This is a genomic window from Microbacterium sp., assembly GCF_041909575.1.
Lineage (GTDB): Bacteria > Actinomycetota > Actinomycetes > Actinomycetales > Microbacteriaceae > Microbacterium.
In genome coordinates, this window is the sequence record NZ_JAYRDE010000084.1 from 1 (window position 1) to 13226 (window position 13226).

A 13226-nucleotide genomic window follows, 5' to 3' on the forward strand; every position below is an offset into this window, starting at 1 on the left:
GAGCGGATGCTCCGCTCTGGGCCGCCCGCGCGGCGCTGCGGGAGGCCGCCGACCTGATCGACGGCGATGCCCCGGTCGATCCGAGGCTGCTGGCCGAACGCGTGCGTGCCGCGGTCGTCGACGCCGCCGCCACGACGCTCGCAGAGGCCGACCGGGCCCTCGGTCCCGGTCCGCTCGTGGCAGACGACGCGCACGCCCGCAGGGTCGCCGACCTGCACCTGTACCTCCGGCAGCACCACGGCCTGCGCGACGCCGCACGGCTCGGCCGTCTCGTGGTGCCGAGCGAGGTCGGCGCATGACGGCGGCCTTCAGCCACTTGGACGCCGGCACGCACGAGGGCATGTGGCGCGACGAGCTCTCGGGCCGCGATCTGCGATCGCTCGACACAGAGGTCGATCTGCTGGTGGTGGTCGCCGCGCATCCCGACGATGAGACCCTGGGCGCCGGTGGGCTCATCCACCGGGCGGCGCGGTCGGGCGCACGAGTCGTGGTCGTCGTCGCGACCGATGGCGAGGCATCCCATCCCGATTCCCCCTCGCACGACCGGGTGACCCTCGCGCGACTGCGCCGCGAAGAGGTCGGCGAGGCCGTCGGCCTGCTCGCGCCCGAGGCGGACGTCCGGTTCCTCGGGCTCGCGGACGGCAGCCTCGACCGCGCCAAGGGCGAGCTCCGCGAGCGCCTCGGCGCGGTGTTCGACCAGCACCGCACCTACGACGCCGGGCGCGTGCTCGTCGCCACGCCGTGGTCGGAGGATCGGCACCGGGACCACCGCATCATCGCGGAGGTGACCGCCGGAATCTGCGCCCACCGCCGTCTCGCGCACGTGGAGTTCCCGGTCTGGGCATGGCACTGGGGGACGCCCGCCGACCTGCCGTGGGAGCGGATGGCCGCCCTGTGGCTCACGCAGGACGAGCGGGCGGCCAAGCGCGACGCCCTCGCCCGCCACGTCACGCAGATCGCGCCGCTCTCGGAGCAGCCGGGCGACGAGGTGCTGCTGCACTCCGGCATGCTGGAGCATTTCGACCGCGACATCGAGTGCTTCATCACGAGCTCCGCCGCGGCGCCGTCCGACCGCAGTCTGGACGCGCGGTGGTTCGATGACTTCTACACGCGGAACGGGAGCGACCCGTGGGGCTTCGAAACGCGGTGGTACGAGCAGCGCAAGCGCGCGCTCCTGATGGCGACGCTGCCCTCCCGCGAACTCGGCGCGGTGCTCGAGATCGGGTGCGCGACGGGGCTGCTCACGAGTGAACTCGCCGGCCGCGCGCGAGCGGTCATCGCGATGGATGCCGCCGCCCCCGCCGTCGCGGCGGCTCGCGCGCGGCTGGCTGACAGGCCCGAGGTGTCGGTCCGCCAGGGCAGCGTCCCCGATGACTGGCCCGAAGGGCGCTTCGACACGATCGTCCTGTCCGAGGTCGGCTACTACCTCTCGACGGCGGATCTGCAGCGGACCCTCGGGCTCGTCGAGGCATCCCTCGCCCAGGGCGGATGCCTCGTGGCGTGCCATTGGCGGCATCCGGTCGCCGAGTACCCGCAGAGCGGGGACCAGGTGCACCACGCGCTGCGCGACTTCGGACCGTGGGAGACGATCAGCCTGCACGCCGAACGGGATTTCCTGCTCGAGGTCTTCGCCACCCGTCCGGCGCAGTCGGTGGCGGAGCGCGAGGGCCTCGCATGAACCGGCGCGGGGCCGACGTCATGGTCGTCGTCATGCCGGTGCGAAACGAAGAGCTCCTGCTCGAGGCGTCGCTGTCCGCGCTCACCGCAGCCGTGGAGATCGCGTCGGGTGCCGGCATCCGCACCGAGGTGCGCATCGTGCTCGACCGGTGCACCGACGCGTCCGCACAGCTCGCCGCGCGGTTCCCCTTCCCCGTGCTGCCGTCGGATGCCGGGCGCGTCGGCGCCGCGCGTGCGCTCGGCGTCGCCGACGCCCTGACCGCGCTCGCCGCCATACCTCCCGAGCGCATCTGGATCGCGAACACCGACGCCGATTCGCGCGTGCCCGTCGACTGGATCACGACCCTGAGCCGGATCTCAGCGATCGCCGACGTGTGCGTCGGGACGGTGCGCCCGGACTTCGGCGACCTGTCCCCGGCCCAGCGCGAGCAGTGGCTGCGCACCCACCGGCGCGGCAAGCCGAACGGAAACGTCCACGGTGCGAACCTCGCGCTCAGCGCGCTGACCTATCTCGAGGTCGGCGGCTTCGCTCCGCTCGGCGAGCACGAGGACGTCGACCTCGTCGCGCGCTGCCGGCGCCACGGAGCCGCCGTCGTCGCGAGCGACGACGCCGAGGTCGTCACGTCCGGGCGCCGCACCGGACGCACACCCGGCGGGTATGCCGGCTTCCTGCGACAGCAGGCCGCTGATCTGGCGCGACGGGGATCCGCCGAGTCGGGACTGCCCGATACGGTGAACGCAACGCGGGGCGCGCACCGAGGAGGGTGAAGCGATGAGGACACTTCGATACTCGATCAATGTCACGCTCGACGGCTGCTGCCACCACGAGGCCGGGCTGCCGCCGGACGAGGAGTCGATGGCGTACTGGACTGCGGAGATGGAGCGGGCGGATGCGCTGCTGTTCGGCCGGGTGACGTACGAGATGATGCAGTCGGCGTGGCGGCGGCCGACCGGCACGTGGCCGGACTGGATGACCGAGGGGGACGTCGCGTTCGCCGAGGCGATCGACCGTGCCGAGAAGCATGTCGTCTCCGGCACGCTCGAAGCGGTGGACTGGAACGCCGACCTGGTGCGCGGCGACGTGGGGGAGGCGGTTCGGCGCCTCAAGCAGGAGCCCGGCGACACGCTCTGGGTCGGTGGCGTCACCCTCCCGCTGGCCCTGGCGGATCTGGGACTGATCGACGAGTACGAGTTCCTCGTGCAGCCGGTTCTCGCCGGGCACGGGCCCACGCTGCTCGCGGGGCTCCGCGACCGCATCGAGCTGGAACTGGTGGACCGGCGGGAACTGCGGTCGGGAGTCGTCGCGGTGCGGTACCGTCCCGCGCGAGTCTCGGCCTGACGCAGGTCGCTGCATCCATCCGGCCTGCTCGCCCCGAATACCTCTACGACCAGATCATCCGGGCACTCGTGCGCGGAGACGTTCGACGAGGAACGGGGGCCGACGCCATGCGCGTGCCGCAGAAGACGATCCGATTCGAGTACGACGCGCCGGGAGATCCGTCGGTGATCACACGACGAGAGATGCCCCTCGCTCGTCCGGCACCGGATGAGGTGACCGTCGAGATGGTGTGCGCGGGCGTGAGCCACGTCGACGCGATCATCCGCCGCGGAGACGAACCGGAGTGGGCCGACGAGCCCTTCCCCCGCGGCTCCGGGAGCGACTTCGCCGGGATCGTGGTCGCCACCGGAGACAGCGTGACGGGGATCAGGGTGGGCGCCGAGGTCGTGGGGCTTGTGCGGGCCGGCCCCCACGCCACCTTCCTGAACGTGCCGGCGGCGCAGGTGGTGCCCAAGCCGCGCAACCTGACCTGGGAAGCGGCGGGCGGGCTATTCCTGGCCGGGGCGACCGCGCTGACCGTGCTCGACGAGCTGCGGATCGGCAGCGACGACGTCATCGTCGTCACGGCGGCCGCGGGCGGCGTCGGGAGCCTGGAGGTGCAGATCGCGAAGCACTGGGGAGCAAAGGTGATCGGAACCTGCGGCGCGCGCAACTTCGACTACCTCCGTCAGCTCGGCATCACGCCGGTCCAGTACGGCGAGGGGATCGTCGAGCTCATCTCGCGGGCGGCGGGACGTCCCGTCACCGCTTTCGTCGACAACTTCGGCCAGGACGGCGAGGACCTCGCGGAGGCACTCGGCGTGTCCGGCAGCAGGTACCGCTCGAGCGCGGATCGCCGCCGCGTGGAGCTGCGCCTGCTCAGCGCCGCCCCCGAAGACGTCGCCGCCGGCACGACGCAGCTGCGGCGGCTGACCCGCCTGGCCCAGGATCGCGCGTTCCGGCTGCTCGTGTCGGGGGTCTACGCCACCGACGACATCGTCGAGGCGTACGAGGACCTCGACCGTCTCCACGCCCGCGGGAAGATCGTCGTCGCCACGCATCCCGTCGCTGCGTACCGCACGCTGCGGGCGCGCGATGTCGTCGAGGCGCTGCCCTGAGCGAGGCCTCCGTGGGAGCGACATCGTCCGGTTCACCGCGGATCGGCGCAGCCGTCGACTGCGTGAGCGATGCCGCCGCACTTCGGCAAACCTGACCGCTTGCGCGCGTGCGCCCGAGCCATGCCCCGCAGTGCTGCCGATACATTGGGTCCGTGGATGCGACCCTGGTCGACCGAGGCGGCCTCACGACGGCCGAAGTGGCCGAGCGCACGGCCGCCGGGCAGACGAACGCGTTCACGGCGGACTCGAGCCGGAGTGCCTGGAACATCGTGCGGGCGAACGTGTTCACCCTGTTCAACGGGATCGTCTTCGCGTGCTTCTTCGTGCTGTTCCTGGTGGGTCGCTGGCAGGATGCGCTGTTCGGGTTCGCGGCGTTCGCGAACGCGATCATCGGCTGCGTGCAGGAGTTCCGCGCGAAGGCGGCCCTCGACCGCCTGGCTCTCCTGAACGCACCGTCCGCGCGCGTCAGGCGGGCCGGGGCCGAGGCGGACATCGCTCCCGCGGAGGTCGTGCTCGGGGATCTCCTCGTCCTGCGTGCCGGTGATCAGGTGCCCGCCGATGCGGAGGTGATCGACGGTCACGGGCTGCAGATCGACGAGTCGATGCTCACCGGCGAGTCCGACCCGGTCGAGAAGCACGGCGAGGACGAAGCGCTCTCCGGCTCGGTCGTCGTGGCGGGGGAGGGTCTCGCTCGCGTCACGCGGGTGGGGGCGGACTCGTACGCCAACAGATTCGCCGGCGAGGCGAAGCGGTTCTCGCTCGTCGCGAGCGAGCTGCGCAGCTCGATCAACCGCGTCCTCACCTGGGTCGGATGGATCATCGGCCCGGTCGGGCTGCTCGTGCTCAATGCGCAGGTGATGGTGGCGGGCGGGTATGCCACCGCCTTCTCGACCGGGGCATGGGTGCAGGCGGTCGTCAACACCATCGCGGCGCTCACCGCGATGATCCCTCTCGGGCTCGTGCTCATGACGAGCATCGCCTTCGCCGTCGGCGCGTCCAAGCTCGGCGCCAAGCAGGTGCTCGTGAATGAGCTCGCCGCAGTCGAAGGGCTCGCGCGGGTCGACGTGGTGTGCCTCGACAAGACCGGCACGCTCACGGTGGGCGACATCGTCTTCGACGCGGCGCATCCTCTCGCCGAGCAGGCGCGGGATTCCGGGTCGTGGAGCGACGCGCTCGCCTGGTACGCCGCATCGCCGGACGCGAATGCGACGGCGCGCTCCCTGCGGTCCGTCTACGCCGCCGACCGGCCGCTCATCGCAGCCGCGTACATCCCCTTCTCGTCGGCGCGGAAGTGGAGTGCGGTCTCGTTCGAGGGATCGCCGGGGACGTGGGTGATGGGGGCGCCGGAGATGATCTTCGGCGATGCCGCGATCTCTCCCTCGACGGAGCTCGGACGGTCTGTGACCTCGCTCTCGGAGGCAGGTCGGCGCACGCTCGTCCTCGCACGGTCCGCGCAGACGCTCACCGCGGATGATCAGGAGGAGGAGCGACTGCCGGCCGGCGTCGACCCCGTCGTCGTCCTGACCTTCCGTGAGCAGGTCCGCGCCGACGCGGCTCAGACCCTGTCGTACTTCCGCCAGCAGGGCGTCGGGATCCGGATCATCTCGGGGGACAATCCCCGCACGGTCGCCGCCATCGCGCGAGAGGTCGGGCTCGACGTCCGCGAGGGCTACGACGCGCGGACGCTCCCGGAGGCCGAGGACGAACTGGCGGACGTCCTCGAAGAGCACGTGGTGTTCGGGCGGGTGACGCCCGAGCAGAAGAAGCACATCGTGACGGCGCTGCAGAGCCGCGGGCACACCGTCGCGATGACCGGCGACGGGGTCAACGACGCCCTTGCGATCAAGACCGCCGACATCGGGATCGCGATGAACTCGGGATCGCCGGCGACGAAGGCGGTTGCCCGCCTGGTGCTGCTCGACGGGCAGTTCTCCCACCTCCCGGACGTCGTCGCCGAGGGTCGCCAGGCGATCGCGAACATCGAGCGGGTCTCGATGCTGTTCCTCAACAAGACCGTGTACGCCACGGCGCTCGCGATCATCTTCGGAGTCCTGGTCCTCCAGTTCCCCTTCCTCCCCAGACAGCTCTCCATCACCGACGGGCTGACCATCGGCATCCCCGCGTTCTTCCTCGCGCTGATGCCGAATGCGCAGCGCTACGTTCCCGGCTTCCTTCGCCGGTCCCTGTCGTTCGCGATTCCCGCGGGAATCATCGTCGCGCTGGGCATCACGTGGTACACCTTCGTGGCGAACGGGCTCGACGTGACCGAGGAGCAGCTTCGGACCGGAGCCACGATCATCCTGGCGATCGTCGGCATCTGGATCCTCGCCGTGCTCTCGCGCCCGCTCAATCGCTTCAAGGTGCTCGTCATCGGGGCGATGTTCGTGGCGCTCGCCGTGGTCTTCACGGTGCCCCTCGCGACCGAGTTCTTCGCCTTGGTCGACCCGGGCGAGGACCTCGCCGTCGCGCTCGCGGGCATCTCCATCGTGATGATCCTCGCGATCGAGGTCGTCCGGCTCTTCCACCGGCGCCTCGTGTCGAAGGACTTCCGCACGCACGATGCGGATGCAGACCGCAGCGACGGGGGGGTGGTCCCGCCGACCTCGCACACCGGCGCCGGCCGGGTGATCACCACCGTGGTGGCGGTGCTCGCGTACGGCGGCGGGCTTCTCGCCGCCGCCCTGGGAATCCTCGTGATGCTGAGCCGCTACGACGGGGTCACCGACGACCAGGTGCGGGCCGTCTCGCTCGTCGGCGCGGCCATCACCCTGCTCGGTCTGCTCGTACTCAGCGCGGCGAGCGGACTCCGGCGCGGCAGCGGACTCTCCCGCCTGCTCGTCTCGATCTGGTTCGGCCTGCTGTTCACGCTCCACGTGCTGGTGCTGGTCACGAGCGATCGGTGGGATGCCGGCACCGCCGTCGCTGCAGTCGTGTCCGGCACCGTCCTGGTTCTGCTGTGGACGCCGCCCGGCTCGCGCACTTTCGGGCGCATCCGCGACTCATCCATGCTCCCCCCGACGCGCTGATCCGCCCACCTGCATCCAAACGCATACACCGCGCGGAAGAACTCTCCGATGGGCGGCAACGGGCCGCTCCGACGCAGGAGGAACATCGTGCGAAAGAAGATTCTCGCCGCCGTCGCCGCCGGGGCTGTCGCCGCCCTGGGCGCGATCGCTCCGGCCAACGCCGACACTTCGGCAACCGCTGTGCTCTCGGTGCTTCACGGCATCCCGGACACTCCCGTTGACGTGTACGTCAACGGAGAGCTCACGCTCGACGACTTCGCGCCGGGCGACCTCGCCGGTCCGCTCGACCTGCCCGCCGGGACCTACTCGGTCGCGCTGACGGCCCCGGATGCGGCGGACGACAGTGCGCCCGTGCTCGGACCCGTGGATCTCACGCTCGACGCCGGCGTCAACTACACCGCCGTCGCCCACCTGGACGAGTCGGGGGCGCCGACGGTGACGCCCTACGTCAACGACACTTCGCCGACCGCTGCCGGCGAAGGGCGCCTCACGGTCCGCCACGACGCGGCCGCACCCGCCGTGGACGTGCTCGCCGGCGGCAGCCCGGTGATCGAGGGCCTCGCCAACCCGGATGAGGCGACGCTCAACCTGCCGGCCGGCACGATCGAGGCATCCGTCGCCGCCGCCGGCACGACCGACCCCGTCATCGGGCCCGCGCCCGTCGAGATCCAGGAAGGCGTCCTCACCATCGTGTACGCCTGGGGCAGCCTCGAGGACGAGAACCTCGACCTGGCCGTCCAGACGATCACGGGGCTCCACTCCGGCCCCGACGGCGTCGAGTCCGGAACGGGTGGGCAGCTCGCCCAGCGCGACATGATGCAGCAGTCGCTGTGGGTGCTCGGCGGCCTCGCCGTCGCAGCCGCGATCGCCGCGGCATCCGTCGTCGCCGTGCGTGCCCGGGCCGACCGCTGAGAGACCGCGACATGATCAGGACGACCGCAGGGACCGCTGGAGTCCTTGCGGTCGTCCTCGCGCTCACGGCGTGCGCCTCGTCGCCGGGCGCCGCCCCCACGCCGGCCGCGCCTTCGCCGACGGCGACGGTGCGTCCCACGCCTTCCGTCGACGTTCCGGTCACCGCTGCCACTCCGCCGCCCGCACGCACGCCGACGCCGCCGGTGCGGCTGGTCGCGCCGGCCGTCGACGTGGATGTGGCGGTGCAGCCGGTCGGAGTCGAGCCCGAAGGGTTCATGGAGATCCCCGACGATCCTGCGATCGGCGGGTGGTACCGGTACGGGTCCGATCCCTCCAGTGCGGACGGGAACGTCGTGATCGCCGCCCACGTCGACTCACGCGTGTACTCGATCGGCCCGTTCAGCCGTCTGCGCGATCTGGCCGCGGGCGCGGTCGTCGAGGTCACCGACGCCGCGGGAGACGTGCACGAATACGCGATCGAGAGCGTGACGTACATCCCGAAGCGGGAGCTGCCGGTCGCCGAGCTGTTCGCGCGGGAGGGCTCGCGAAATCTGGTGCTGATCACCTGCGGGGGTCCGATCGATCCGGCGACGGGGCTGTACGCCGACAACGTGGTCGCCATCGCGACCCCGGTCGGGTGATCCGGATGCCTCGGCACGCCCGGATGTCGTCGGCGAGGTGTAGAACTGCCCCATGACACGCGCACACGACTGGCTCGAGGGGTACATCCGCGCCTGGGCGTCGAAGGACGAATCCGACGTGAGGGCGATCTTCACCGAGGATGCGGAGTACTGGTTCCGGCCTGATGACAACGATCCCGTGATCGGCATCGACGCGATCGTGGCGATGTGGAGCGAACCCGAGCCCGCGGAGCCGCTCCATGACCTCGCGGTGCTCATCGAGGACGATCGCCTGGGAATCATCAAGGGCACGGTGGACTATCCCGGCCACGAGCGCTACTCCAACCTGTGGGAGGTCTGGTTCGCGCCCGACGGTCGCGCCGAGAAGTTCGTGGAGTGGTTCATGACGCCCCGATCCGGGGACGATTCGTAGGCACTGCGCTCGAATACCGGAACGCCCCGCCCCGTGTCAAGGGGCACTGCGCCGTACGGGCGGCGGGTGGATCCTGTGCGCGGGGAGGCCGCGTTGGAGCACATGGATCGCATCACCGGGGGGTGATCGTCGCTCGCTCCCGCTCTCTGCACGAGCCGCGTTTGTACGCCGCTTCGTGCCGGATGCGGGCGCTCGCACGTCTGGGGAGACCGAGCGCCCGCGTCCACTTCGGTGCCGCCTACGGCCGCGGAACGGCGGGGCAGCCGAGGTCCGCCGCCACCGCGCGCATGGCCGCGGCCGCGGCATCCACCGTCATGAGCGCGTTGCCGCCGACGATGTGCAGTCCGTAGGCGTCCTCGAGGGCGACGAACGTGGTGGCCAGGGTCTCGTCGTCGAGCCGGGGCGCGAAGACGCCCGCCGCCCTCCCGGCCGCGAAGATGCCGCGATAGGTGGCGACCTGCCGCAGGTAGAGCGCCTGTACGAGCTCATCGTGCAGCGACGGGTCCCCGGCCAGCGCGTCGAACTGGTAGAGCAGGCTCATCAGCGCATCGTCGGGTCCGGTCGGCAGGCCCTGGGCGATCGCGACGCCCAGCTTCACGCGAGGGTCGTCGATCTCGGCCAGCGCGGCGTCGCGCGTCGTGCAGAACCGCTCGATCCCCGCGGCGTGCGCCTCGACGAGGAGAGCGTCGAGATCCTCGTAGTAATAGAGCACCGCGCCGCGGGTCAGCCCCGCACGCTGCGCGACGTCGGTCAGTGACAGCGAGCGCAGCCCGCGTTCGGCGCCGACTGCCAGCGTCGCGTCGATCAGCGACGCACGGCGGCCTTCCTGACGACGGGGACGAGCCATTCCTTGACACTAACGCAAAAGAATGTCAGGCTCACCTTGATTCTTTGGCGTTCGAGTCAAAGAATCGTCCTCTGAACGGACGCAAAGGAGCGATCGTGTCCTCACACACCGGCACCGGCGGCAACCCTCCCCTGGACACCGCCACCCAGACGACCCACGGCGCGAGCCTCTCCCGCTCGCTCGGCCTCGGCGGCAACGTGCTCATCACCCTGTCGGGGATCTCGCCAGCCTCGAGCGTGTTCATCCTCGGGGGAGCCGCGCTCGCCGTCTACGGCACGGGCGTCTTCTGGGGCTTCCTGCTCGCCGGCGTCATCAGCATCCTCGTCGGATTCTGCTACGCCGAGCTGGGCTCGCGTCATCCCATCGCGGGCGGGGACTACACGCTGGTCAGCCGGGTGCTCGGCCCGGCGGCGGGCTCGGCCGTCTTCTTCATCAGCCTCGTGAGCCTGCCGCTCATCATCGCCATCTTCGCGCTCGGCGTGGCCGACTATCTGGGGGTCGCGATCGCGGGGCTCGATCCGCTCTGGACGGCACTCATCGTCATCGTCCTCACGACGATCACGGCCTGCTTCAACATCCGCACCAATGCGTGGGTGACCGGGGTGTTCCTGTTCATCGAGATGGCGGCGCTGGCGCTCCTGGCCCTCCTCGGGCTCATCCACGTCGAGCGCCCGATCACGGCGCTCCTGGATCCCCAGTTCCTCGACACCGCCACGGGCGGGCTCGCACCCCTCGGCATCGCGGGGCTCGTGCTGGCTATCACGCAGGGCATCTTCTCGTACAACGGCTATGGCGGGGCCATCTACTTCGCCGAGGAGACGAAGAACGCCCGGCGCACCATCGCTCGCGCGGTGCTGTGGAGCGTGCTCATCACCGTGATCGCCGAGCTCGTGCCGCTCACCGCGATCCTCCTCGGCGCGACGTCGCTGCCCGAGCTCTTCGGCGCGGTGCTGCCCGTCGAGCACTTCCTCGCGGAGCGGTCGGGACCCGTCATCACGATCTTCGTCCTGGTCGCGATCGCATTCGCCATCATCAACGCCATCATCGCCATCGCGCTGCAGTCGGGTCGTCTGCTGTTCGCCGCAGCACGCGATCAGGCAATGCCCGCGGCGCTCGCGCGGCCGCTCGCGCGCATCTCGACACGCACGAGGATGCCGATCGCCGCAACCCTCACGGTGGGCGTCCTCGCCCTCGCCGCGTGCTTCGTGCCCCTGGACGTGCTGCTCAACGCCACCGGCTCGACCCTCGCGTTCAGCTACGGCTTCATCGCGGTCGCCGCGCTCGTCGCCCGGCGCGCGCGTTCGGGAGAGGCCCCGGGCATCTACCGCATGCCGGCCTGGCCGCTCGCCCCCCTCGTCGCGCTGGTGGCGATCGCCACCATCTTCGTGATCGGCATCCTCGACCCGGGGCAGTGGCTCAGCCTCGGCATCGCGATGAGCATCGTGGCGGCCGGCTTCCTCTACTACGCCGTCTACCTGCGCAGGAACCCGGCGACGGCCCACCTGCTCTCCGGGGCCGACGACGACGAGGTCGCAGGCTGATGCTGGACCTGCTCATCACCGGCGGACGCGTGCGCACCTTCGCGCGCGGAGCGACGTGCGCCGAGGCCGTCGGAATCGTCGGGGACCGCATCGCCTACGTCGGCGCGGCGTCGGATGCTCCGGCCGCCCGTCGCACCATCGAGGCAGGCGGCCGCCTCATCACGCCGGGGATCGTCGACAGCCACAACCACCTGCTGCTCGGCTTCGACGACGACGCCGTGAGCCTCGAGGGCGCGCACGACCTCGTCGAGGTGCGTCGCCGCATCGCCGATTTCGCCGCCCGAAGGCCCGAGCTTCCGTGGGTGTGCGCCGAGAACGCCGTCTATTCGATCGTCGAGAATCGCCGTCCGAACGCCCGCGATCTCGAGGGACTGACCGACCGCCCGATCTTCGTGACGACCTACGACCAGCACTCGGTCTGGCTCGACCGCGCCGCGCTCGACGCGCTCGGGATCACCGGTGGCGGGGACGTCGCGTGGGGTCGTCCGGAGAGGGATGCCGCCACCGGCACGCCGACCGGATGGGTGACCGATTTCTACACGAGCGCGATGACGGCAACGGGTCTCGCCCAGCTCCAGCGCGACATCCCGATGTACTCGCCGGAGCGGCGCTATCGCAAGATCCTCGCGAGCATGCGGATGGCGACCTCGCTCGGGATCACCACCGTCGTCGAGCCGCAGGTTCCCCTCGCCGAGCTCCCTCTCTTCGAGCGGGCACTCGCCGAGGGTGAGCTCTCCTCGCGGGTGATCGCCGCGCTGTTCCACGCCGTCGGCGCCGACGGCGCGTTCCGCCGGACCCTGCGCGAGACGATCGACCGGTTCCCGACGGACCCGCGCCTCAGTGTCGGGCCGATCAAGCTCTACGCCGACGACGTCATCGAGCCGCACACGGCGCTCATGATCGACGACTACAGCAACCGTCGCGGCGTGCGCGGGCGCCCGAGCTATCCGGGGCGCGAGTTGGTCGACATCGTGACCGAGCTCGACAGGCTGGGGCTGCAGACGCACACCCATGCGACGGGGGATGCGGGCATCCGCCTCGCCCTCGATGCTGTCGAGAACGCGACGCGCGCGAACGGCACCCGCGACCGGCGCCACGGTGTCGTCCACGTCGAGTGCCTGCATCCCGACGATCTCCCGCGATTCCGCGAATTGGGGGTCACCGCCGCCATGCAGCCGCGGCACTGCTCGCCCGATCTCGTCGCCGGCACCTGGATGGACAACGTGGGCGAGGAGCGGTGGGATCGCGCATGGCGGTTCCGCAGTCTCCTCGACGACGGCGCCACGGTGGCGTTCTCGAGCGACTGGCAGGTCGGCGAGATGGATCCGCTCGTGGGGCTCTACTCTGCGGCGACGCGCGCGGGGCTGGATGGATCGGATGCCTGGACCGCCGCCGAGCGGGTGGGCATCGGCCGCGCACTCGAGGCGTACACGGTCCACGGGGCGCGCGCGTGGCATCGCGAGCACGAGATCGGCCGGATCGCTCCGGGGATGCTCGCGGACCTCGTGGTGTGGTCGGGCGACCTGCTCGCCCACGACGCCGATCCGTCAGGCCTGCTCGACGAGCACGCCGAGGTGACCGTCGTCGGCGGTCGCGTCGAGCATTCGCGCGGGCGGGTGACCGACGAGGTCGGCTCGGTCTTCGATGACCCCGCCGGCTTCGCCCCGCTCGGCGATCCGCACGCCCACGAGGCGGCCCGCGCCCACTGATCGGTACCGACGCAAGTGGGGCTGC

At 70.9% G+C, this 13226-nt stretch carries 11 protein-coding genes and 1 pseudogene; 11 read left to right on the forward strand and 1 reads right to left on the reverse strand.

Features of this window, described 5'->3' with window-relative positions:
• The 9 genes and pseudogenes from ACE3O1_RS11570 to ACE3O1_RS11610 all read left to right on the forward strand — a co-directional run.
• A pseudogene (locus ACE3O1_RS11570) lies at window positions 1-299 on the forward strand (acyl-CoA dehydrogenase); the annotation flags it as partial.
• Window positions 296-1678 carry a PIG-L family deacetylase gene (locus ACE3O1_RS11575; protein WP_374315180.1) on the forward strand — a complete coding sequence of 461 codons (1383 nt, stop codon included), beginning with the start codon at window positions 296-298 and terminating at the stop codon, window positions 1676-1678. The pseudogene ACE3O1_RS11570 and the gene ACE3O1_RS11575, both read left to right, overlap by 4 nt.
• Window positions 1675-2445, forward strand: a complete 771-nt coding sequence (locus ACE3O1_RS11580; protein WP_374315181.1) for a glycosyltransferase — start codon at window positions 1675-1677, stop codon at window positions 2443-2445. The genes ACE3O1_RS11575 and ACE3O1_RS11580 overlap by 4 nt, the downstream gene beginning before the upstream one ends.
• Window positions 2446-2449: 4 nt before the next feature.
• Entirely contained in the window at window positions 2450-3016 is a 567-nt protein-coding gene (locus ACE3O1_RS11585; protein ID WP_374315182.1) for a dihydrofolate reductase family protein, read from the forward strand.
• Between the two features lie 107 nt (window positions 3017-3123).
• Window positions 3124-4113 (forward strand): NADP-dependent oxidoreductase, encoded by a 990-nt coding sequence (locus tag ACE3O1_RS11590; RefSeq protein ID WP_374315183.1) that lies wholly within the window; start codon window positions 3124-3126, stop codon window positions 4111-4113.
• Between the two features lie 143 nt (window positions 4114-4256).
• The gene (locus ACE3O1_RS11595) at window positions 4257-7139 is read left to right on the forward strand and encodes an HAD-IC family P-type ATPase (protein ID WP_374315190.1); all 2883 of its coding nucleotides are present in this window, start codon (window positions 4257-4259) and stop codon (window positions 7137-7139) included.
• Window positions 7140-7226: 87 nt separating this feature from the next.
• Window positions 7227-8051 carry a DUF4397 domain-containing protein gene (locus ACE3O1_RS11600; RefSeq protein WP_374315184.1) on the forward strand — a complete coding sequence of 275 codons (825 nt, stop codon included), beginning with the start codon at window positions 7227-7229 and terminating at the stop codon, window positions 8049-8051.
• Window positions 8052-8062: 11 nt separating this feature from the next.
• Window positions 8063-8692 carry a class F sortase gene (locus ACE3O1_RS11605; protein WP_374315185.1) on the forward strand — a complete coding sequence of 210 codons (630 nt, stop codon included), beginning with the start codon at window positions 8063-8065 and terminating at the stop codon, window positions 8690-8692.
• Window positions 8693-8744: 52 nt separating this feature from the next.
• Window positions 8745-9104, forward strand: a complete 360-nt coding sequence (locus tag ACE3O1_RS11610) for a nuclear transport factor 2 family protein (protein WP_374315186.1) — start codon at window positions 8745-8747, stop codon at window positions 9102-9104.
• A gap of 238 nt (window positions 9105-9342) precedes the next feature.
• On the opposite strand, the gene ACE3O1_RS11615 is transcribed toward ACE3O1_RS11610, so the two are convergent.
• Complete coding sequence (locus tag ACE3O1_RS11615; RefSeq protein WP_374315187.1) at window positions 9343-9951, reverse strand: TetR/AcrR family transcriptional regulator; 609 nt, start codon at window positions 9949-9951, stop codon at window positions 9343-9345.
• A 95-nt stretch (window positions 9952-10046) separates the two neighbouring features.
• On the opposite strand from ACE3O1_RS11615, the gene ACE3O1_RS11620 reads away from it, so the two are divergent.
• The gene (locus ACE3O1_RS11620; protein ID WP_374315188.1) at window positions 10047-11492 is read left to right on the forward strand and encodes an APC family permease; all 1446 of its coding nucleotides are present in this window, start codon (window positions 10047-10049) and stop codon (window positions 11490-11492) included.
• Window positions 11492-13201: an amidohydrolase gene (locus ACE3O1_RS11625; protein ID WP_374315189.1), complete on the forward strand. Its 1710-nt coding sequence runs from the start codon at window positions 11492-11494 to the stop codon at window positions 13199-13201. The genes ACE3O1_RS11620 and ACE3O1_RS11625 overlap by 1 nt, the downstream gene beginning before the upstream one ends.
• Window positions 13202-13226: the final 25 nt, after the last annotated feature.

Bases quoted from the DNA above. Each gene is read 5' to 3' on its own strand.
- ACE3O1_RS11580 (WP_374315181.1), top strand. From the start codon at position 1,675: ATGAACCGGCGCGGGGCCGACGTCATGGTCGTCGTCATGCCGGTGCGA.
- ACE3O1_RS11610 (WP_374315186.1), top strand. From the start codon at position 8,745: ATGACACGCGCACACGACTGGCTCGAGGGGTACATCCGCGCCTGGGCG.
- ACE3O1_RS11605 (WP_374315185.1), top strand. From the start codon at position 8,063: ATGATCAGGACGACCGCAGGGACCGCTGGAGTCCTTGCGGTCGTCCTC.
- ACE3O1_RS11585 (WP_374315182.1), top strand. From the start codon at position 2,450: ATGAGGACACTTCGATACTCGATCAATGTCACGCTCGACGGCTGCTGC.
- ACE3O1_RS11590 (WP_374315183.1), top strand. From the start codon at position 3,124: ATGCGCGTGCCGCAGAAGACGATCCGATTCGAGTACGACGCGCCGGGA.
- ACE3O1_RS11575 (WP_374315180.1), top strand. From the start codon at position 296: ATGACGGCGGCCTTCAGCCACTTGGACGCCGGCACGCACGAGGGCATG.
- ACE3O1_RS11615 (WP_374315187.1), bottom strand. From the start codon at position 9,951: ATGGCTCGTCCCCGTCGTCAGGAAGGCCGCCGTGCGTCGCTGATCGAC.
- ACE3O1_RS11625 (WP_374315189.1), top strand. From the start codon at position 11,492: ATGCTGGACCTGCTCATCACCGGCGGACGCGTGCGCACCTTCGCGCGC.